Below are 19,604 nucleotides of genomic sequence, written 5' to 3' on the forward strand. Positions count from 1 at the left end.
AGTTACCTTTACCTATCGATTAAAAGGCAACACCCTAGACATTGATCAGCGCTATACGAATCATTCCGCTGAACCGATGCCCTTTGCCACAGGTTTCCATCCCTACTTCTTGGCACCTGACAAAACTAAACTGGAGTTTGATATTCCTGCATCGGAGTATCAGGAGAAGCAAACTCAAGCAGTACATCCTTTCACTGGCAGTTTTGATTTTAGCTGTGATGAAATTGATGTATCGTTTGGGCAACTGAGTAATAATACGGCCAGTGTTACTGATGCTGAAAGGGGATTAGCGATCGCATTGACCTACACTGACGCTTACTCGACCTTGGTATTTTGGACAGTTCAAGGCAAGGACTTTTATTGCCTTGAACCTTGGAGTGCTCCCCGTAACGCTCTTAACACTGGAGAAAATTTAACTCACTTAGCTCCCGGAGAGAGTAGTGAGACATCGGTGAGGCTAACGGCGAAATTTTTCTAAATTTCCCTAGACATTTCCTTATCAATGTGATATTCTTAGTAAAGGTATGTTTGATAAAAGCTTACCGGGTCGCTAACTCAATGGTAGAGTACTCGGCTTTTAACCGATTAGTTCCGGGTTCGAGTCCCGGGCGACCCATTTTGACCTAACTTTTAGATAGCCGTATATCTCTATCGATACAAATTCTAGGTACTAGGTACAAGATAAACAGTTGACCACCTCTGTGGTTTAAGAGGGATACTTCCTGGGCTTGTCAGAACCCGCACTCGCCAACGAAGCTTAAATTATTGTTCCAATCAGAAAGGTTAGGAGCTATTATCAAAAATAATAGCAAAAACTACCTATACTTTACTGTTTATCCAGATTTTACCCAGGGGTGGTTGGGGATTATTTTCTATATTTGGGGATTTTTGTCAAGTTTTATAGATTCAGCTTTCTCTAGATGATCTAATTAAGAATTTGAATAAAAGCTGCAAAATATCTTAAGATTATCTAAAGAATTAACCTGTCTTGATGCAGTCGCTCATGGGGGTTTCCCCCAAGACCTCGCTGCATCGCTGTCTAGAAGCAACTAGATTTACATGTCTGGACTGGCGATTCTGTTCACGAGTCACTAGGGAGTGTCAGACGTGAGGCTTCTCGCCGGAATAGCTAACAAACAAAGTTAGGAGGAATATAATATGGCACTTGTACCCATGCGGCTACTGTTGGATCACGCAGCTGAGAACGGCTACGGGATTCCAGCATACAACGTTAACAACATGGAACAAATCCTGTCTATCATGCAGGCTGCTGAAGAAGCGGATAGTCCGGTAATCTTACAAGCTTCTCGTGGTGCCCGCAAATATGCAGGTGAGAACTTCCTCCGCCATCTGGTCACAGCAGCGGTGGAATCCTACCCTCATATTCCCATTGCCATGCACCAAGACCATGGCAATAGCCCAGCCACCTGCTATTCGGCAATTCGTAATGGCTTCACCAGTGTGATGATGGATGGCTCCTTGGAAGCTGATGCTAAGACTCCAGCCAGCTTCGATTACAACGTCAGTGTTACTGCCGAAGTAGTAAAAGTTGCCCATGCTATCGGTGTTAGTGTTGAAGGGGAACTGGGTTGCCTAGGTTCACTGGAAACCGGTAAAGGTGACAAAGAAGATGGTCACGGATTTGAAGGAACTCTGACTCGCGACCAACTATTGACCGACCCCGACGAAGCAGTTGAATTTGTTGAGCGCACCCAAGTTGATGCTCTAGCTGTAGCTATTGGTACTAGCCACGGTGCTTACAAGTTCACCCGCAAGCCGACTGGAGAAATTCTTGCCATTAGTCGCATTGAAGAAATTCATAACCGTCTGCCTAACACTCACTTGGTGATGCACGGTTCCTCATCTGTGCCTCAAGAGTGGCTTGACATGATCAACCAGTACGGTGGTTCTATTCCTGAAACCTATGGTGTACCCCTTGAAGAAATTCAAAAGGGTATTAAGAGCGGTGTCCGTAAGGTTAACATCGACACCGACAACCGCTTGGCTATTACTGCTGCTATCCGGGAAGCTGCTGCCAAAGATCCTTCTAACTTTGACCCCCGTCACTTCCTCAAGCCTTCTATCAAGTATATGAAGCAGGTTTGCTTGAAGCGTTACGAAGCCTTTGGTACTGCTGGTAATGCTAGCAAGATCAAGCAAGCGACTATCGATGTTTTTGCAACTAAGTATGCCAACGGTGAGTTAAGTGCTGTGGCGAAAAAAGCTGTAACTGCCTAGTTTTTCACGCTTCACAGGAAAACCTTTGCTGTTTTGGTGAACCAAGAACAAGCAGAATTATTTGGGTAGCTGTTCAAGTTACCCAATTTTTTGTTATTAGTGATTAGTTATTTTAAAATTGCCTATTTTCAGACACTTACAGCTGTCTTTGATACTCTTCGAGAATATCGATTAGATCCATCTGACACTGCATGGGTAGCAAATCTGCTAGGGGAACTTGCCGTTTACCACCACCTAGCTTCACCTGAATGCTTTGCAGGATTGGCATCATCTGGTCTTCTGTGATTGTATTAGTGTTACCGATTAATAGGGGATAAAATTGTTCAGCCAAAGTGGTATGTAGATGGGCATCCCTGAGGTAAAGATGCCACTTGGCTACATCAATATATACCTTGTCGCCAATTTCAGCAGCGAGAGTTTCGATTGCTTCTGTAGAAGTTGGATTAGCCATGGTAATTAGCTGTTTCTAATTAATTGCATGTTGGGATATCTAAGGAAGGTTTAAAGTTGAAGGTTTAAAGTTAAAGGTTTAAAGTTTAAATTTTCCCTCAAAACAGTTGGCTCATCACCTTGAATTAAAAGAGCCGAGTTTATTTGCTGGCTTTCAGTTAACCGTCAACAGTTAACCGTCAACCGTTAACCGTCAACAGTCAACCGAAAATCAATTACTACAATTATCTTGGGTGATTTCATCCTTGAGGGGATTCGGTTGGAGGTTCTTGAGTAGGCAGGGGGGTATAGTTTGCGATCGCAAATATATAAACCCCATGCCCTACTAAAATCAATCCCCACAGACCAGTAAACCAGTATGCCCAAGTCCATTGAGCATACTGTATAGTTTTGAAGAACCACACTCCGGAATTACAAGCAGCAAAAATTGCCACATGTACAGCAAAGTTCATGCGGTCATCTAGACGACGGTAGGCTGGATCACGTCGATCAGGTTTACGAGGCCAACGAGGAGGCATAGATATTTGTCAGTTTTTAGTTGTGTAACGGCTTGGTCTGATACCAACCCTAGTCAGTTAATTTAATTTTAGAACCTAATGTTGGATTGAAGATGATCCGAACCAAACAGTTTGTTCCTTTAAAGATTGCAGTGATGACGGTGTCCGATTCCCGTACCGAAGCCACGGATAAGTCCGGTAAGCTGCTGGTTGAGAGTTTAACCCAGGCGGGGCATCACTTAGCGGAAAAGGTTCTTGTTCCAGACAACATCTACAAAATCCGTGAGGTGGTTTCCCGATGGATTGCTGACGAATCCGTACAGGTAGTCTTGACTACAGGAGGAACTGGTGTTACTGGTCGAGATGGTACACCAGAAGCGATTCAACCCCTCCTGGATAAGGAAATCCAGGGCTTTGGTGAAATTTTCCGCATGATTTCCTACCAAGAGATTAAGACTTCTACTATCCAATCTCGTGCCCTGGCTGGTGTGGCTAACGGAACATACATCTTTTGTCTGCCTGGGTCTTCTGGAGCTTGTCGAACAGGTTGGGAGCAGATTATCAAAGACCAGCTCGATTTGGGAAATTCCCCCTGTAATCTTGTGGAACTGATGCCACGTTTGCGAGAAACCTAATCTGAGCCATAGATTTCCTGTTCAAACGGTAATTGGCAACTGAGTGCCTCAGTGGATCAGTGCTAAGTGCTGACCCAACTTGACTTGAGCTGATTCCTTAACTTAGCAATCCCCTGAGATTTGGTAATCCCCGGATTTACCTCCGGTCTTACTCAACAGGCGAATCGATTGAATCTCGATAGACTTTTCCAACGCTTTGGCCATATCGTAAAGGGTCAAAGCCGCAACAGAAACTGCTGTTAGTGCTTCCATTTCGACACCAGTTTCAGCTTTAGTAGTCACAGATGCCTGAATCTGGTATCCCGGTAGTTGGGGGTTAGGTTCAATTTGAACTTCTATCTTGTGCAAGGGCAAGGGATGACACAAAGGAATCAGTTGGGACGTTTGCTTTGCTGCCATAATCCCAGCCAGCCTAGCGGTTCCTAAGACATCACCCTTGGGGGCATTACCAGCTTGGATAGTGTTGAAGGTTGTGGTTTTCATCCGTACCTGAGCAGCGGCTACTGCCTGACGCTTCGTAAGCTCTTTGCCAGAAACATCGACCATCTGAGCTTGACCTTGACTATCGAGATGGGATAGCGAGCGATTGATTTCCACAAGAGTATTGCAAAATTTTTGATCTATGTGTTATGATAAGTAACTGTTGACCCACAGAAAAGTGGCAGCAGTTAAGGGCTTGTAGCTCAGTGGACTAGAGCACGTGGCTACGGACCACGGTGTCGGGGGTTCGAATCCCTCCTAGCCCGTTTAATAAGCTAAGACATTATAGTATCTACAGCATATAAATCCCGTTCACGACCGATGGCAAATCTGAGGGAACGGGATAAATTTTTGTTGGACTGGGTCATAAAGATAATCAGTGCCAAAAATGCTATACCAGCACCACAGGAAAAAATCCCTCGATATCCTAAGAGGTCAGCGAAATAACCAAAGATCGGCCCAGCTAGACCAATCCCTAAATCAAACCCACTAATGCAGACAGCGAATACCTGACCCCGTTGATCAGCAGAGGAGCGGTCAGCCATCAAAGCAGTCATCATCGGTATGAATAGTCCAGTGCCAGCTCCTTCTAATAAACCAGCTAGTAAAAATCCAACTCCGGTTTCAGCCTGGGAAATCATCAACATTGAGATGATATAGCAAACCACACTAGCGGTGATAAATACTCCTCGTCCATACCGATCAGATGCCTGACCAGTTAATGCACGAATCACAAAACTAGCGATCGCAGTAGCTGTGAAAAACAATCCTGGATTGAGATTAATACCAGTCTCTCGAATAAACAGAGAGACAAAGCTAACTTTTGTTCCAAATACTATACCGAACAACAGCATGACCAAAGCTGGAATTCCAAGAGGAGGGCTGCTTAACAGCTCCCATAGTTTGACCAATAGCTGCCAACTCGAGTTTAACCAAGATTCTGATTTTCTCGGCTTTTGTTTAGCATGCCTGATTGGTTCACGAATCTGACTCCCTAACAGCACACCCAGCCCACCTAGAGCTGCAGACACTAAGAATAAAACAGTGTAGCTAACCTCTTGTTGTAGAAAACCCCCCAGCGCAGGTCCGAGACCTAAACCAATCGGTGTTGCCAAACTCATGTAACCAATTAACTCACCTCGCTTGTCAACAGGGGACAAATCGGTGACTAGAGCCAGATAACCGATGGTAAAGGCTGCAATACTGATGCCATGAAACATTCGAACCAGCATCAACAGGCTAATCGACTGGGTAAATAGATAGCCCAAAGGCGCTAGAGCGACAGCGATAGTACCAATAATTACTACCAACTTGCGACTGCGCAGGTCTGCCATACGCCCCAGTGGGTTTCTAAACAGCAACAGACCAATGGCAAAGCAACCCATTACTAACCCTACCTGTTGCTTGGTACCACCCACGTCTTCAATATATTGTGGCAGCGTTGGCGACAAAGACGTTAAGCTTGACCAAAACAACAGACCAACAGTAAATAAAATCAGCAAACTTTGGCGTTGCTGCCCTTCCAGGGTCTGAAAAACTTTCACGCGCTCTATAATCCTGAGAAAACTGGCACTTGAGATAGTTAGATAAAATCCGGTTGACTAATCATCATAGTCCTTATCGGGTAATGACTATTTGCGCTTTGGCTTACAGGTAATTGACAATTACCTGTAAGCCAAAGCGCGAACAGCCAAAAATCCGGGGACTATTTGGGAAGTAATTAACTGGACTTTATACTACTTCTCTAGTTTACTCTTCTTAACATTTTGCCCAGAGGCTTAGATAGGGTGATCGGGTGATGCGGTGATCGGGGTTGGGGGAAGAATCTCATGACCTATTATTGTTCACAAATTAATTAGGATTGCGATGCTCTGAAAGAGCCGCTACGCGAACGCAGCAACAACTCAGGTCAAGCTTGGCTACCGGTAGCCCATAATGGAGCGCTTAATATGATCACAAAAGTATTCCCGAAAGCGTTTGTAGAAGGGATAGGGGTCTTGCTGTTAGCACCTTTACAGGTTTTACTGTATCAAGGATAATTTTGAGCAAGCCTTTGGCTTACGCGAAGGGTCACCATTTTCACTATTTTATTTTACGGTTCACGAGCCTCTAATAATCGATTTTCTAGCCCAGTCTTTAGTATTCTCCAGGTAAGTCACCAACATTTTCCATTCCCTAGCTTCTTTTGTCAAATCCTTAACATTGCTCAGGTAGACTAGAGTAATGCGGCGCTCTTCGTTATCAGAACAAACCTCTAGAATGGTTTTGTATAGCTTTTCCCAATGCTCTAACCAGTTATCTTCAATGGGATCAAAAATTGCCTCGAACAAATTACGCCATAACAACTCAATAGTTTTAATAGTTTTGAGATTTTCCTCGGTAGGCTTATCCCAGCCTACATGGCGCTGACGTAATACTTTAATAGGTGGGGGATTTTCACTCATAGACAGCAAGTTGACTATTCAGTCTTTGGAGCTACATTCCTAGAATTCCCTAAATGCTGTCTTAACATCACAGTTTCACAAAAAATCAAAAATTCCTCCTAGTTTAGCAAAGAATAGGAGGAATAGCCGATAATCTTAGCTGCCTAACTTCTAGATATGAGGCTAATGGTAAGCTATCAGCTATCAGCTATCAACCAAATACCAAGACCAAAGGCTGACGGCTGATAGCTGACGGCTGATAGCTGACGGCTAATGCTAAAAGACGGCTAGTTGAGAGCTTCCGTCCTTGAGGCGGAGCTAACTAACGTTGCCCCCGCTTAGTCTAAAACCTAGAGCCTATTACCTAGAACCATTAACCTAATTTAACGGTCTACTGACCCCATAATAATGTCAATACTACCGAGAATCGCCATAATATCGGCAACTTTGACTCCTCTGAGGATATGGGGCAGAATCTGTAAGTTATTGAAATCGGCTGGACGAATCTTCCAACGCCAAGGAAAGACATTATTATCACCAATAATGAAAATTCCTAGTTCTCCTTTCCCAGACTCAAGACGGACATAGTGTTCGCCCTTGGGAATCTTGAAGGTAGGGGCAATTTTCTTGCCCATGAACTGATAATCGAAGTCGTTCCACTGGGATTTGCGACCCTCTGCCATCCGCTTGGCTTCTAGGTTTTCGTAAGGACCACCGGGAAGTGCTTTTAAGGCTTGACGGATAATCTTAACGGACTCCCGCATTTCCCTAATCCGCACCACATACCGGGCAAAACAATCACCCCCGGTTTCCCAGTGTACTTCCCAATCGAAGTCGTCGTAGCATTCGTAGTGGTCAACTTTGCGCAAATCCCACTTGACTCCAGAACCTCGTAGCATCGGGCCAGAAAGTCCCCAGTTAATGGCTTCTTCCCGACTAATGGTACCGACACCTTCAACTCGGCGGCGGAAGATAGGGTTGTTGGTGATTAACCGTTCGTACTCATCAACTTTAGGGTCAAAGTAGTCACAGAAGTCTTCGCACTTATCTATCCATCCATAGGGTAGGTCAACAGCAACTCCACCAATACGGAAGTAGTTGTTGTTAATTAACCGTTGTCCACTGGCAGCTTCCCATAGGTCATAAATCATCTCCCGTTCCCGGAAGATGTAGAAGAATGGGGTTTGGGCACCCACATCTGCTAGGAATGGTCCAAGCCACAGCAGGTGATTGGCAATCCGATTCAACTCCAGCATGATCACGCGGATGTAGCTGGCACGTTTGGGTACCGGAATATCTGCTAATTTCTCTGGGGCATTGACTGTAATTGCCTCGTTGAACATCCCTGCTGCATAGTCCCATCGGCTCACGTAAGGGACATACATAATGTTAGTGCGATTCTCGGCAATTTTCTCCATGCCTCGGTGCAGGTAGCCAATTACCGGCTCACAATCTATCACATCCTCCCCATCTAGGGTGACAATTAAGCGGAGAACGCCATGCATGGAGGGATGGTGGGGACCCATGTTGATCACCATGGGTTCGGTTCTGGTCTCGATCTTTGCCATATTTTGATTAATTGCCCCAACTGTTAGCTGCTAGCTGTTAGCCGCTAGCTATTAGCTTACCAAAACAGAGGCAGATAGGTAGTGTATGTTGTTAACTCTAACAATGCAAGAACAATTTGATATTTTTAATTCAAACTGTTAATTTCTGTTTAAGCTCCTTCTTTCCAATGCTTAGGTTAACGGGAATTGCTACGTAGAAGTTCGGTTCTACGATCCTTAAACTATCAGCAATCACATTACCATCTTTATCAAAGGAGTTGATAGTTTGAATTACTGCACTAGCTGTGCATCGGGGGTGGATTGTGGTGCCAAGGTGGTTATTACCAAGTATAAGTGAAATTTTATCCCAACAGGAATTAATTGAAAGCGATGACAAGGTTACTGTTTCAGTAGAGCAAGCAACTGTGATTGACACTTGCTCAGTAGGTGCTAGCTGTCGCAGAACAAGAGAAGCGGCTAGCCCTAAGCATAGGGCAGCAGCAGCTAAAGCTCAACGGGAATGGCAAAGTGCGATCGCTACCTTGGAACAGTTGCTGTTGCCAGGGGTTTCAGGCAACCGATCAACAAGCCATAATCCCGAACACTCGTCGAAGCAAGGACTAATTATAGCTGGTCCTGCTCCAGTCTTAAGTGATCGAGAGCTACTGGCAAGTTTCGAGACTGGGATTTTTACGAACGACGCCTTGAATCCTTGGGCTTTTATGCCCTTCCAGCTACCTCCGGCTCAACCTGATACTACTCCTTTTGTACAAAATACGACCTACAGGTTACCCCTGTTTCCAGGAGACCCCTTAGCTAACGAGCAGTTTTGTTTAGTTTTTACTAAAGACTTTAGCTTAGTCATGGTCTCTGGGAAAGACCACTTTGGCGTTCCAGGCTTTCAATTCTCCTTTGACCCAGAGGATATCCAACATGTTTGGGCATCACTGCGCCATAGACTATTACTGAGCAGTTCTCATCATCTCAAGCAGTTGGAAGCTTTAATGGAAAAATTTGTGCCAAAGCCCCCCGATTACCGCATTGTAATGAACTTTGGTCGTGGGCTTCTGGAGAATTTACCAGAACTGCCTTCAGTAGAACTGAGCCAGACTATACCGGTTACAATATCCGAGTCAACAATGGTTCAGCCAAGACAACCTCAGCATCAGAGGGATAGGGTCAAAACTGGTAGTCACTCACAAAATGGGTCTTCTAGTACACCCTTTGCCAAGAAACAGAAAGTACAGGAGCCTAACTGGCAACGATTGGTGAAAAATGAAGCGCGAGGCTTTCCTAGAATCTCTGCTGTTCACCCAAAAGAAAATTCTGAAGCTACACCTGACGTTGAGCTGCTCCGAGCTCTGACCCATGAAATCCGGACACCCCTAACTACAATTCACACCCTGACTAAACTACTGCTTAGACGTCGTGACTTGCCTCCAGAAGTCATGCGGCGTATAGAAATTATTGACCATGAGTGTAGCGAACAAATCAACCGCATGGAGTTGATTTTCCGGGCAGTAGAATTAGAAACAACGGCAGCCAAGCAAACCCCTGTTAGCCTGACCTGTATATCTCTGGCTCGGGTTTTTCACAACAGCATCCCCCGCTGGCAAAAACAAGCACAGCGACGTAATTTAACCCTAGATGTAGTCTTACCGCAACAGTTGCCAACAGTGGTCAGTCATCCCGCCTTGCTAGATCAGGTGCTAACTGGCTTGATGGAAAATTTCACCCGGTCTATTCCAACAGGGGGTCACATCCAGTTACAGGTTACACCTGCTGGAAACCAGCTGAAGTTACAATTCCAGTCTCAGATTAATCACGAAACAATTGCTGACGACCATTGCCCGACATTGAAGTCCCTTGGTCAGCTGCTGACTTTCCAGCCAGAAACGGGTAGTATCAGTTTGAATTTGAATGTGACCAAAAATCTATTCCAGGCGTTGGGGGGCAAACTAATTGTTAAGCAACGACCCCAACAGGGTGAGGTGATGACAGTATTTTTACCGTTAGCTGACCTGGCTAAGACACCATTGCCTGGGATTGGTTAACCATTACCTCGACGATTTTTTAAGTTTCAGAGGCAATTGGTAGCAGCACTTTAAATTGGGAGCCTTGCCCGAATCGACTAACTACTGCAATTGAACCACCGCCCCGTTGTAATAACTGTTGCACAATGGTTAAACCTATCCCTGCACCAAGGTCTTCCCTAGGTGTTGACCTACCCCGATAAAAACTGTCAAAAATCTTAGGTATGTCACTTTCAGCAATGCCAATACCTGTATCACTAAATATCAGCTGAACATACTTGCCCTTACGAGTTCCCTGTACTCTAACTTTACCGCCAGCGGGAGTAAACTTTAAACTATTGTGCAACAGATTAATCACGATATGCCTCAAGCCCACCTCTGAAAACAAGACTGAGGGGAGATTGGCGGGAATTGTGTAGCCGAGCTGGATGCCTTTTTCTTGGGCAAGGGGTTGATAGGTGCTGACAATACCAGGAACAATGTCTGCTAGCTTCAACGGCAAGGTTTGATCCGTTTGGGGGTCACCCTCTAGCTGAACCAGTTCTAGTAATCCAGCCACTAAGGAATTTAAGCGATCGCATTCTTTATAAAGAAGCCCAATATAGCGTTGGCGTTGGGCGAGCTTCATTTGTGAGGCATCGAGCAGCTTCAGGGCAGTTTTCATGTTCGTTATGGGTGTCCGTAATTCCTGAGCCACTCGCTGAAGTATCTCATCACTCATATAAGGCTCGACCTTTGATAAGGAATTCTTCCCTACCACAACCGACTCAGGAACTGCTGGCGGTGATGGGGGAGATGGGTTAGTCTCCCCGATTGGCTGTGTTGCCAGGGTATTCTGAACAATTTCTTCTGTACGTTGTACTTGTTTAAGCAACAACTGGGTTAGTAGTGTACTATTAAGTGTTTCTGGGGGAGCTAAAAGGGTTTCCCAATGGCTGAGTTGGTCTGCTGTATTGCTCCCAATAACTGTACTTAACCCCTGTAAAAACTGCCGAATTACTGATTGCTCAAGGGTAAAAACAGCTAACAATGGTTGACTGAGTTCACTATCAGTTAGATTGTCAGATTCCGATAGATCAGGCTGGCAAGCCACAATTAAACTACTATAGTTCTCACCGAGAATCAGTAAGAAATACTCCTGTTGTAGTTGAGTTTCAGTCTCCAACGGTAGGGAAAACAGTTGAGAATCTCTGTTGAGGTTAACTCCGTTTTTCCAGTCATCTCCTAAACAGTGGCACAGATAAATTGTTTTGGGTAAATCAACCTGTTGTTGATACCGTTTTATTTCTCTGTGCCAGCCCTCACCCTGTGGCTTGACCAAAATTGTGGCTGAAATGTTTTGCTGAATTAGCAGGTCAAAGGTTGCTCTGACTAGCGATTTCAGGGTGACAGGAGTGATTGTTAGAGACTCGGGAGAGGCAAGAGTCTCTAAAACCAGCTGGTAGAGAGACAATTCTGGATTAGGTGGCAGGTTCATTTAGGGTTAAAGGTGGTTTGGTTAAAGGTGGTTTGGTTAAAGCTTAAACGTTGACCTTCCATGTGATAATCTACAACCTGCCCGCTAAAATAGCTGTCAACTTGCTAACCTATAACCTGTAGCCTACTCATCAAAGCATCTCGGGCTTGCTCTCGGTCATCGAAGTGGATTTTTTCAGTGCCCAGAATTTGATAATCTTCGTGACCCTTACCAGCAATTAAAACTCCATCCCCCGGTTTTGCTTGCAAGATGGCAGTCCGAATGGCGGTAGCGCGATCGCAAATTACCATTGGTTCCACTGATTGAGGAATCCCCTCTAAAACATCCTCTAAGATGCTTTCTGGGTTTTCGGTGCGAGGGTTATCCGAGGTGACTACAGCAACATCAGCTAACTGAGCCGCTATTTTCCCCATCTTAGGACGCTTAGTGCGATCGCGATCGCCACCACAGCCAAATACACAAATCATCTTGCCCTCAATAAAGGGTCGTGATGCCCTTAGTAAGTTTTCCAAACTATCTGGGGTGTGGGCATAATCGACAATAACACTAATATCCTGTTCCGGTTGAATTTGCACCCGTTCCATCCGCCCTGGCACTCCTGGAAATTGAGCCAAGGCTGCTGCTACTAATTCTAAATCCAAACCCAGCTCTAAAACTGTTCCTACTGCTGCGAGCAAGTTAGACAGATTGTATTGACCCACTAGGGGCGAATTAAAGCTAACCTCTCCTACTGGAGTATGCATAATTCCTCTAACCCCTGTTGGCTCGTAGCTTAAGTCCTTCGTCCAGAAATCAGCGGATGGGTTTTGGATACTATAGCTCCAGACTTGCTCAGTTGGTAACTGTTGGATTAACCGCTCTCCATAGGAGTCATCAGCATTAATAATTGCCCTGCCTTTGAGATAGTCGGAACTAAACAGCTTAGCTTTAGCGCTGAAGTAATCATCCATGTTCTGGTGGTAGTCCAAATGGTCTTGGGTGAGATTGGTAAACACCGCCACCTCAAACGGACAGCCCTGGATTCGACCTTGGGCTAAGGCGTGTGAACTAACTTCCATCACTGCCATTTGGGCACCTGCTTTGACCGCTAACTGGAGCTGTTGTTGCAATTGAACTGCAAATGGTGTAGTGTAGCTTGCTGTTTGCTCAAAACCTGGCCAACGGGCATAGAGGGTACCCAAAAGTGCTGTGGGGATAGGACTAGAGCTATGAGCGAGCAGAAATTCAATCAGATGGGTAGTTGTAGTTTTGCCATTAGTACCCGTGACTCCAATCAGCCTGAGCTTCTGTGCTGGGTAGTCGTAGAAGGCTGCTGCAGTTTGAGCAGACACGGTGGTCATGTCATCGGCAGCAATTACACAAACTCCTGTTTCCGGTGAAAGTTCCTGGGGGGGATGTTTGGCAGCCGCTTGGGGAGAAATTATCGCTGCTACTGCCCCAGATGCGATCGCACTTTCCCAGAACTCTCCACCATCTACCCTAGTGCCTGGCATCCCGATAAATAAATCTCCTGGTTGGCAGGCGTGGGAATTGGTACAGATGCCTGTAACCGTTACATCAAGACCCTCGGGGCTAGGAATTTCCACAATATTGGCAATTTTGGCTAATAATTCCCTTAGCTTCATAATCTATTGCACCAAATGACACTATAAGATCTACCGAATCATCACAGCCACCAGTCAACCGTCAACCGTTAAACCGTCAACCGTCAAACCGTCAACCTGATGTATCGCCTATTTTGGCTCACTAACAGGGAAATATTTCCGTAACATTCGCTGCAATTGTGCAACGCTAGCACGAGGAGAGGGGCGAGGCAGGAGCTGTTCCTGACCAAAGTGGTTGATACATAGTACTGGCACTTCATACTGATAGGATTGGAACCAATCCTCTCGACTGGTAATGTCTCGAACCTCTAGCTTAAAGGTTAACCCTTCAATCATCTCTAGCTTTTCAAGCAATCCCTCACAAAGATGGCAACCGGGTTTACTGTAAAGAATTAATTCCATCAGGCAAGTTAGTTGAAAATTGTTGATTTAGACGATAGTTTAGTAAAGATAAGTGCAGCTTCGGCAAACATAGCTGGAGAAACGCTAAAATGCTGGACAGCCACATTCGCCTTCATGGTACGTCCATTTGAACCAGCCCCATGTCCACAGACCTTCGCCTCGTCTCCGAAAACCGTTGCTTTGGCGGTACAGTAGGTTTTTACACTCATCAATCTCAGACTTGTAGGAGCGAGATGGGGTTTTCCGTATACCAACCCCCCCAGGCGAAAGTGCAATCCGTTCCAGTTCTATATTACCTGTCAGGTTTGACTTGCACGGAAGAGAATTTTATGGTTAAATCGGGTGCTCAGCGATTTGCAGCCAAGTATGGATTGATGTTGGTGGCTCCAGATACCAGCCCTCGGAATACAGGAATTCCAGGTGAGGACGATGAGTGGGACTTGGGGTCTGGTGCTGGTTTTTACGTAGATGCCACTCTTGAACCTTGGTCAGCTCACTACCAAATGTATAGCTACGTTGTCCATGAGTTACCCGAGGTAATTGCCAAAAATTTCCCCACGCAAGTTGAGAAACAAGGTATATTTGGTCATTCTATGGGCGGTCATGGTGCGTTGATTTGTGCCTTAAAAAACCCAAAGCAGTACCTATCTGTTTCTGCTTTTGCTCCCATTGCTGCTCCCATGCGCAGCCCCTGGGGTCAGAAGGCATTCACCAATTACCTCGGGACAGACCAAGAGCAATGGCGAGCTTACGATGCCAGCGAACTGGTGTTGACAGCCAACTATAACCATACAATTTTGATTGACCAAGGCACCGCTGACCCCTTTTATGAGAAGCAGCAGTTGCTCCCTGAGGTGTTTGAGAAGGCTTGTGAAAAAGCAGATCAGCCCCTGACTTTCCGTCTCCAGGTCGGCTATAACCATGGTTACTATTTTATCGCCACCTTTATAAAAGACCATATCAGCCATCATGCTGAGGCTTTGTTGGATTGAACAAAATTGAGATAATCCCTTGGTTGCTGAAAAAGTCGAGGTTGGAAGTGTGGACAATACTTCTGCTATTCAGGTTAATCAAAAACTCTAAAAAAACTGGTAATTTATAACTATTAAACCCAGTTTTATTTCTGCAAATCCTAGAATAATATACAGATTTTAGAATAATGTGTTGTTAAAAAAAACTCATTAACTAAGCGCATAAATCTTGTAAATACTAGGAAAATAAAAACAAATTAATGTCAACATCAGTACATTGAGGTTCTGAATATGGCTAATGAAGGTGAAATGTTGGCTTCAACTGTGAACCATCAGCAGTGGGTTTGTACCGTTTGTGGCTATAACATGATTGGTGAAATGCCTGATGTCTGTCCGTTCTGTAGAGCACGCCATGACAAATTCGTTACTTGGGATGAGGCAGAGCAAACCTATCGAGTGACCCCACACCAGATAAATAACTACGTTACACAATTGATTTCTGTGCCTCGTCTTGGTATGGAGCATGCTGCTTATCGCATTGAAACGGATAGTGGTGCGGTATGGATTGATTGTCCATCAGCATTCAATCGAGACTTGGAGCCAGTAGAAGCTATCTACTTTACCCATAAAGATTTCATGGGTGCATCCAACCAGTATCGTGATTTATGGGAAGCTAAAGTTTATCTGCACGTTAACGATGCTGAGCATCCACTTGCCGAGCAATTTCCGATTGACAACAAAATTTATGGTGACTTCACCGAGCATGGCATTGAAGCTTTCTATATTGGTGGACATACACCGGGCTTCATGATATATATCTATGACTTGGTCTTGTTTATTGGTGACTATGCCTTCCCTCCAGGGTCTAGTATGCAATTCAACCCCTTTGGACCAAAAGACAAAACCCGTAAACGTGCATCACGGATACTAGATATTGTTTCCGAGAGATCCCTTGAGGTTGTATGTGGCTTCAACTTTTTTACTGACTTCGATAGCTGGCGTGAGGATTTCAATCACCTACTTGATACAGCTAGATAAATTCAAGAAGCGGTGTTGCTTAATAATGGAATGATTAACCAACGCCGAAATTCAAACCATTAACCATCTAGGATTAATAGCAGCAATTATCGATTTTTATCTGTTATTACACATTGGAAACAGCATTTTGTAACTAGCAACTTGGGTTATTAAGCTGTTGCCCATTTAAATTGGTTATTATTCAGTCTCTTGCAGAGCGCGAGTGGGTGAAACCACGGCAGACCGCGAGTGGGGGAGACCCCCGGATGAAGGCACTGCCTCCCCAAGACCGCGCTACATCCCTTGGAAAAAACACCGTCAAACCCTCTCCCCTGCTCCCCTGCTGTCAAAACAATAGAATTTAAATGAAAACCAGCTTAGCTGGCTTTGAGGACGGCAATATCCCAAAAAGAAGACGTGAAGACCGATCTATGGGATCGCACTGGCTTTTTTAGAATTGTGAACAGTTAGAGGAAAGAGTGATTAGAGATGCAACCAAGTAACCCTAACCAGTTTACCGAAAAAGCCTGGGAAGCGATCGCACAAACCCAAGATGTTGCTAAAGCCGCACGGCAACAACAAATCGAAACCGAACACTTGATGAAGGCGATGCTGGATCAAGATGGACTCGCTACCAGTATTCTGAACAAAGCGGAAGTGTCTGTGCAACGGGTAAGGGAAGCAACGGAATCCTTTATCAAAAAGCAACCTAAGGTTTCTGGTAATAGCGACTCCGTTTACCTAGGACGCAGCATGAATAGCTTGCTAGACCGAGCAGAGTCCTATCGTAAAGAATACCAGGACGATTATATCTCCATTGAGCATCTGATCCTCGGTTATCTGAAAGATGACCGCTTTGGTAAGTCATTATTCCAGGAGTTTAAACTAGATGAAAATAGGCTTAAACTTACCATTGCTGACATTCGAGGGAATCAGAAAGTGACCGACCAAAATCCAGAGGGCAAATACCAAGCACTGGAAAAATATGGACGTGATCTGACAGAGGCGGCGCGGGAGGGAAAGCTTGACCCAGTTATTGGGCGAGATGATGAAATTCGGCGCACGATTCAAATTCTCTCGCGCCGTACTAAAAATAACCCAGTGCTGATGGGGGAACCTGGTGTTGGGAAAACTGCTATTGCTGAAGGCTTGGCACAACGGATTATAGCCGGTGATGTGCCTCAATCCCTCAAAGACCGACAATTGATTGCTCTGGATATGGGCGCATTGATTGCTGGGGCTAAGTTTCGGGGAGAGTTTGAAGAACGCCTGAAAGCGGTACTAAAAGAAGTGACCGATTCCCAAGGCAAAATTATCCTGTTCATTGATGAAATCCATACCGTTGTCGGTGCTGGTGCTTCTCAAGGAGCAATGGATGCGGGAAATTTGCTCAAACCAATGTTATCACGGGGTGAATTGCGCTGTATCGGTGCTACTACTCTCGATGAGTACCGCAAGTACATTGAAAAAGATGCAGCACTCGAAAGACGCTTCCAGCAGGTCTATGTTGACCAGCCTAGTGTAGCTGATACTATCTCGATTCTACGAGGTCTTAAAGAACGGTATGAAGTTCACCATGGGGTAAAAATTGCCGATAGTGCTTTAGTGGCAGCAGCTACTTTGTCTACTCGGTATATTAGCGATCGCTTTTTACCAGACAAAGCCATTGACTTAATGGATGAAGCGGCAGCACGGCTAAAAATGGAAATTACTTCCAAGCCAGAAGAACTCGATGAAATTGACCGCAAAATTATCCAGCTGGAAATGGAACGGTTGTCTTTACAAAAAGAAACTGATCTCGCCTCCATCGAAAGGCTGGAAAGACTCGAAAAAGAACTGGCTGATCTTAAAGAAGAACAGCGTACTTTGAATGCCCAGTGGCAATCAGAAAAAGATGTGATTGACCGGATTCAGGGGATTAAGGAAGAGATTGATCGAGTTAACGTAGAAATTCAACAGGCAGAACGGGATTATGACCTCAACCGAGCCGCTAAGTTAAAATACGGCAAGTTAGCCGAGTTGCAAAAATCCCTGGCAGCCGTTGAGCAACAGCTAGCCGAGAACCAAACCAGTAGTAAATCCCTGCTGCGGGAAGAAGTTACAGAAGCTGACATTGCGGAAATTATCTCTAAGTGGACTGGAATTCCCATTAGTAAGCTGGTTGAGTCTCAGAAAGAGAAGCTACTGCACCTGGAAGAAGAACTACACAAGCGGGTGATTGGTCAAGAGGAAGCCGTTACTGCTGTTGCCGATGCTATTCAGCGATCGCGTGCGGGATTAGCTGACCCCAATCGTCCCACCGCTAGCTTTATTTTCCTCGGTCCTACCGGTGTGGGTAAGACAGAATTGGCAAAAGCCTTAGCAGCCTATCTGTTTGACACCGAAGAGGCTATGGTGCGAATCGATATGTCTGAGTATATGGAAAAGCATACCGTTTCCCGACTGATTGGTGCTCCTCCAGGCTATGTGGGTTACGAAGAAGGAGGTCAGTTAACCGAAGCTATCCGTAGACGTCCCTATGCCGTAATTCTATTTGACGAAATCGAAAAAGCACACCCGGATGTCTTTAATGTCATGCTGCAAATCCTTGATGATGGTCGAGTGACTGATGCTCAAGGGCATACCGTAGATTTCAAGAATAGCGTTATTATCATGACTAGCAATATTGGCTCCCAGTATATTCTGGATGTAGCTGGGGATGACTCCAAGTATGAAGAAATGCGGAGTCGGGTCATGGAAGCAATGCGCTCTAGTTTCCGCCCTGAATTCCTCAATCGGATTGATGAGGTGATTATTTTCCATACCTTGCAAAAACATCAGTTGCGCAATATTGTCCAGCTGCAAACCCTGCGCTTAGAGCAACGGTTAGCAGAGCGCAAGATGTCCCTAAAACTCTCCGATGCAGCTCTTGACTTTTTGGCAGATTTAGGGTACGATCCAGTTTTTGGAGCACGACCCCTAAAGCGAGCTATTCAGCGGGAGTTGGAAACTCCTCTTGCTAAAGGAATTCTCAGGAGTGAATTTAATGATGGGGACACTATCTTTGTGGATGTCAACAATGAACGGCTTTCCTTTCAGCGATTGCCTGCTCAGTTGTTGCTCAGTGAGTCCAATTGAAGGGTAGAAAGGTTGAAGGGTATTGTGTGCTATACCCCTAAGCATTCAGCCATTAGGGATCAGCGATCAGCTGAATGCTTAGAGCCAAAAATATACCCTAACCCTAAAACCTATGCTCTGCATGCAGCGCCATAACACTTCCTTTTGGCAATACTTTTTGTCTCTCCCTATCCAAATACTTATCCAAATCAGTGAGAACTTCCTCAGCTGGAATACTTGATACTATAGCGCCATAGTCATTGACAACCCTAGGGAATTCCTGATTCACCTGATCTTGCAGTTCTGGAATTGCCCTTACTGAGGTTTGTAGTCTCCCTACAGGATGATTACCTGCCTTAATTCCCTTGGCTTTAGCGATAATCCAATTTGACAATAACTCTAATCTCAAAACCGCAAAGATAGGTTCATATCCTTCTCTCGCTTTTTTATTCAAGCCATCCACATCCTTCTGTCCTAGTGTCACCGTATGCTTGGTGGTGGTCTTTACTTCAATGGAAAGATTAGGAAAGTAGGGGTGATTCCAACTATCGATATCTACACCTTGAGAGGAATAGTTTTCTACCTGAAAACCCAAGCGACAGAAGGTAATCGCTAGGAAAATCTGGCAAGTTTTGCCAAACCCATTATCTTTTCTAGAGCGACTATTTAGGTGTTGTTGAATGGTGGTTAAATGGTTGAATGTTGATGCATCCATATTCTAAATTCTAAATTCT

At 45.0% G+C, this 19,604-nt stretch carries 18 protein-coding genes and 2 tRNA genes; 9 read left to right on the forward strand and 11 right to left on the reverse strand.

Annotated features, from left to right (window positions below):
* From LYNGBM3L_RS10190 to fba, 3 genes are all read left to right on the forward strand, one after another.
* The coding region (locus tag LYNGBM3L_RS10190) for an aldose epimerase family protein (protein ID WP_044492596.1) at positions 1-478 on the forward strand (478 nt) is incomplete at its 5' end.
* A gap of 66 nt (positions 479-544) precedes the next feature.
* Positions 545-616 (forward strand) — tRNA-Lys (locus LYNGBM3L_RS10195).
* A gap of 542 nt (positions 617-1,158) precedes the next feature.
* On the forward strand, positions 1,159-2,238 hold the full coding sequence (fba, locus tag LYNGBM3L_RS10200) for a class II fructose-bisphosphate aldolase (protein WP_008182039.1): 1,080 nt from the start codon (positions 1,159-1,161) through the stop codon (positions 2,236-2,238).
* Positions 2,239-2,374: 136 nt separating this feature from the next.
* Here the strand turns inward: fba and LYNGBM3L_RS10205 are convergent, their stop codons facing one another.
* Together LYNGBM3L_RS10205 and LYNGBM3L_RS10210 are read right to left on the reverse strand one after the other, a co-directional pair.
* The gene (locus tag LYNGBM3L_RS10205; protein WP_008182040.1) at positions 2,375-2,689 is read right to left on the reverse strand and encodes a DUF3181 family protein; all 315 of its coding nucleotides are present in this window, start codon (positions 2,687-2,689) and stop codon (positions 2,375-2,377) included.
* A 238-nt stretch (positions 2,690-2,927) separates the two neighbouring features.
* Positions 2,928-3,206 (reverse strand): 2TM domain-containing protein, encoded by a 279-nt coding sequence (locus tag LYNGBM3L_RS10210; protein WP_008182041.1) that lies wholly within the window; start codon positions 3,204-3,206, stop codon positions 2,928-2,930.
* Between the two features lie 92 nt (positions 3,207-3,298).
* On the opposite strand from LYNGBM3L_RS10210, the gene moaB reads away from it, so the two are divergent.
* Entirely contained in the window at positions 3,299-3,820 is a 522-nt protein-coding gene (gene moaB / locus LYNGBM3L_RS10215; RefSeq protein ID WP_008182042.1) for a molybdenum cofactor biosynthesis protein B, read from the forward strand.
* 102 nt (positions 3,821-3,922) lie between these two features.
* On the opposite strand, the gene moaC is transcribed toward moaB, so the two are convergent.
* Entirely contained in the window at positions 3,923-4,417 is a 495-nt protein-coding gene (gene moaC, locus LYNGBM3L_RS10220; protein ID WP_008182043.1) for a cyclic pyranopterin monophosphate synthase MoaC, read from the reverse strand.
* A 75-nt stretch (positions 4,418-4,492) separates the two neighbouring features.
* On the opposite strand from moaC, the gene LYNGBM3L_RS10225 reads away from it, so the two are divergent.
* A tRNA-Arg gene (locus LYNGBM3L_RS10225) sits at positions 4,493-4,566 on the forward strand.
* A 9-nt stretch (positions 4,567-4,575) separates the two neighbouring features.
* Here LYNGBM3L_RS10225 and LYNGBM3L_RS10230 read toward each other — a convergent pair.
* The 3 genes from LYNGBM3L_RS10230 to LYNGBM3L_RS10240 all read right to left on the reverse strand — a co-directional run bounded on the left by LYNGBM3L_RS10230 (position 4,576) and on the right by LYNGBM3L_RS10240 (position 8,291).
* Complete coding sequence (locus tag LYNGBM3L_RS10230; RefSeq protein ID WP_008182044.1) at positions 4,576-5,844, reverse strand: MFS transporter; 1,269 nt, start codon at positions 5,842-5,844, stop codon at positions 4,576-4,578.
* Between the two features lie 555 nt (positions 5,845-6,399).
* Positions 6,400-6,744: a hypothetical protein gene (locus tag LYNGBM3L_RS10235; RefSeq protein WP_008182045.1), complete on the reverse strand. Its 345-nt coding sequence runs from the start codon at positions 6,742-6,744 to the stop codon at positions 6,400-6,402.
* Between the two features lie 362 nt (positions 6,745-7,106).
* A complete protein-coding gene (locus LYNGBM3L_RS10240) occupies positions 7,107-8,291 on the reverse strand; it encodes an NAD(P)H-quinone oxidoreductase subunit H (protein WP_008182046.1) in 1,185 nt (394 codons plus the stop codon).
* A gap of 302 nt (positions 8,292-8,593) precedes the next feature.
* Here LYNGBM3L_RS10240 and LYNGBM3L_RS10245 point away from each other — a divergent pair, with 302 nt between their 5' ends.
* Complete coding sequence (locus LYNGBM3L_RS10245) at positions 8,594-10,324, forward strand: sensor histidine kinase (protein ID WP_044492597.1); 1,731 nt, start codon at positions 8,594-8,596, stop codon at positions 10,322-10,324.
* A gap of 19 nt (positions 10,325-10,343) precedes the next feature.
* Here LYNGBM3L_RS10245 and LYNGBM3L_RS10250 read toward each other — a convergent pair whose 3' ends face one another.
* From LYNGBM3L_RS10250 to LYNGBM3L_RS45625, 4 genes are all read right to left on the reverse strand, one after another.
* Complete coding sequence (locus LYNGBM3L_RS10250) at positions 10,344-11,780, reverse strand: DICT sensory domain-containing protein (RefSeq protein WP_008182048.1); 1,437 nt, start codon at positions 11,778-11,780, stop codon at positions 10,344-10,346.
* 104 nt (positions 11,781-11,884) lie between these two features.
* Positions 11,885-13,405: a UDP-N-acetylmuramoyl-L-alanyl-D-glutamate--2,6-diaminopimelate ligase gene (locus LYNGBM3L_RS10255; protein ID WP_008182052.1), complete on the reverse strand. Its 1,521-nt coding sequence runs from the start codon at positions 13,403-13,405 to the stop codon at positions 11,885-11,887.
* A 108-nt stretch (positions 13,406-13,513) separates the two neighbouring features.
* Positions 13,514-13,786: a glutaredoxin family protein gene (locus LYNGBM3L_RS10260; RefSeq protein WP_008182053.1), complete on the reverse strand. Its 273-nt coding sequence runs from the start codon at positions 13,784-13,786 to the stop codon at positions 13,514-13,516.
* Between the two features lie 8 nt (positions 13,787-13,794).
* Positions 13,795-14,040, reverse strand: a complete 246-nt coding sequence (locus LYNGBM3L_RS45625; protein WP_165691799.1) for a hypothetical protein — start codon at positions 14,038-14,040, stop codon at positions 13,795-13,797.
* On the opposite strand from LYNGBM3L_RS45625, the gene fghA reads away from it, so the two are divergent.
* From fghA to clpB, 3 genes are all read left to right on the forward strand, one after another.
* A complete protein-coding gene (fghA, locus tag LYNGBM3L_RS10265; protein ID WP_044492587.1) occupies positions 13,927-14,778 on the forward strand; it encodes an S-formylglutathione hydrolase in 852 nt (283 codons plus the stop codon). The genes LYNGBM3L_RS45625 and fghA overlap by 114 nt on opposite strands.
* 270 nt (positions 14,779-15,048) lie before the next feature.
* Complete coding sequence (locus tag LYNGBM3L_RS10270; RefSeq protein ID WP_008182061.1) at positions 15,049-15,795, forward strand: MBL fold metallo-hydrolase; 747 nt, start codon at positions 15,049-15,051, stop codon at positions 15,793-15,795.
* A 468-nt stretch (positions 15,796-16,263) separates the two neighbouring features.
* Positions 16,264-18,891 (forward strand): ATP-dependent chaperone ClpB, encoded by a 2,628-nt coding sequence (gene clpB, locus LYNGBM3L_RS10275; protein WP_008182063.1) that lies wholly within the window; start codon positions 16,264-16,266, stop codon positions 18,889-18,891.
* 103 nt (positions 18,892-18,994) lie between these two features.
* Here the strand turns inward: clpB and LYNGBM3L_RS10280 are convergent, their stop codons facing one another.
* Positions 18,995-19,585 carry a hypothetical protein gene (locus tag LYNGBM3L_RS10280; RefSeq protein ID WP_008182065.1) on the reverse strand — a complete coding sequence of 197 codons (591 nt, stop codon included), beginning with the start codon at positions 19,583-19,585 and terminating at the stop codon, positions 18,995-18,997.
* Positions 19,586-19,604 lie beyond the last annotated feature (19 nt).

The organism is Moorena producens 3L (genome assembly GCF_000211815.1).
GTDB lineage: Bacteria > Cyanobacteriota > Cyanobacteriia > Cyanobacteriales > Coleofasciculaceae > Moorena > Moorena producens.

What these genes read in the sequence shown, in the direction of transcription:
- LYNGBM3L_RS10260 (WP_008182053.1), bottom strand. Translation starts at nt 13,786, where the DNA reads ATGGAATTAATTCTTTACAGTAAACCCGGTTGCCATCTTTGTGAGGGA.
- LYNGBM3L_RS10240 (WP_008182046.1), bottom strand. Translation starts at nt 8,291, where the DNA reads ATGGCAAAGATCGAGACCAGAACCGAACCCATGGTGATCAACATGGGT.
- LYNGBM3L_RS10280 (WP_008182065.1), bottom strand. Translation starts at nt 19,585, where the DNA reads ATGGATGCATCAACATTCAACCATTTAACCACCATTCAACAACACCTA.
- LYNGBM3L_RS10270 (WP_008182061.1), top strand. Translation starts at nt 15,049, where the DNA reads ATGGCTAATGAAGGTGAAATGTTGGCTTCAACTGTGAACCATCAGCAG.
- clpB (WP_008182063.1), top strand. Translation starts at nt 16,264, where the DNA reads ATGCAACCAAGTAACCCTAACCAGTTTACCGAAAAAGCCTGGGAAGCG.
- moaB (WP_008182042.1), top strand. Translation starts at nt 3,299, where the DNA reads ATGATCCGAACCAAACAGTTTGTTCCTTTAAAGATTGCAGTGATGACG.
- fghA (WP_044492587.1), top strand. Translation starts at nt 13,927, where the DNA reads ATGTCCACAGACCTTCGCCTCGTCTCCGAAAACCGTTGCTTTGGCGGT.
- LYNGBM3L_RS10205 (WP_008182040.1), bottom strand. Translation starts at nt 2,689, where the DNA reads ATGGCTAATCCAACTTCTACAGAAGCAATCGAAACTCTCGCTGCTGAA.
- LYNGBM3L_RS10255 (WP_008182052.1), bottom strand. Translation starts at nt 13,405, where the DNA reads ATGAAGCTAAGGGAATTATTAGCCAAAATTGCCAATATTGTGGAAATT.
- LYNGBM3L_RS10210 (WP_008182041.1), bottom strand. Translation starts at nt 3,206, where the DNA reads ATGCCTCCTCGTTGGCCTCGTAAACCTGATCGACGTGATCCAGCCTAC.
- fba (WP_008182039.1), top strand. Translation starts at nt 1,159, where the DNA reads ATGGCACTTGTACCCATGCGGCTACTGTTGGATCACGCAGCTGAGAAC.
- LYNGBM3L_RS10250 (WP_008182048.1), bottom strand. Translation starts at nt 11,780, where the DNA reads ATGAACCTGCCACCTAATCCAGAATTGTCTCTCTACCAGCTGGTTTTA.
- LYNGBM3L_RS10235 (WP_008182045.1), bottom strand. Translation starts at nt 6,744, where the DNA reads ATGAGTGAAAATCCCCCACCTATTAAAGTATTACGTCAGCGCCATGTA.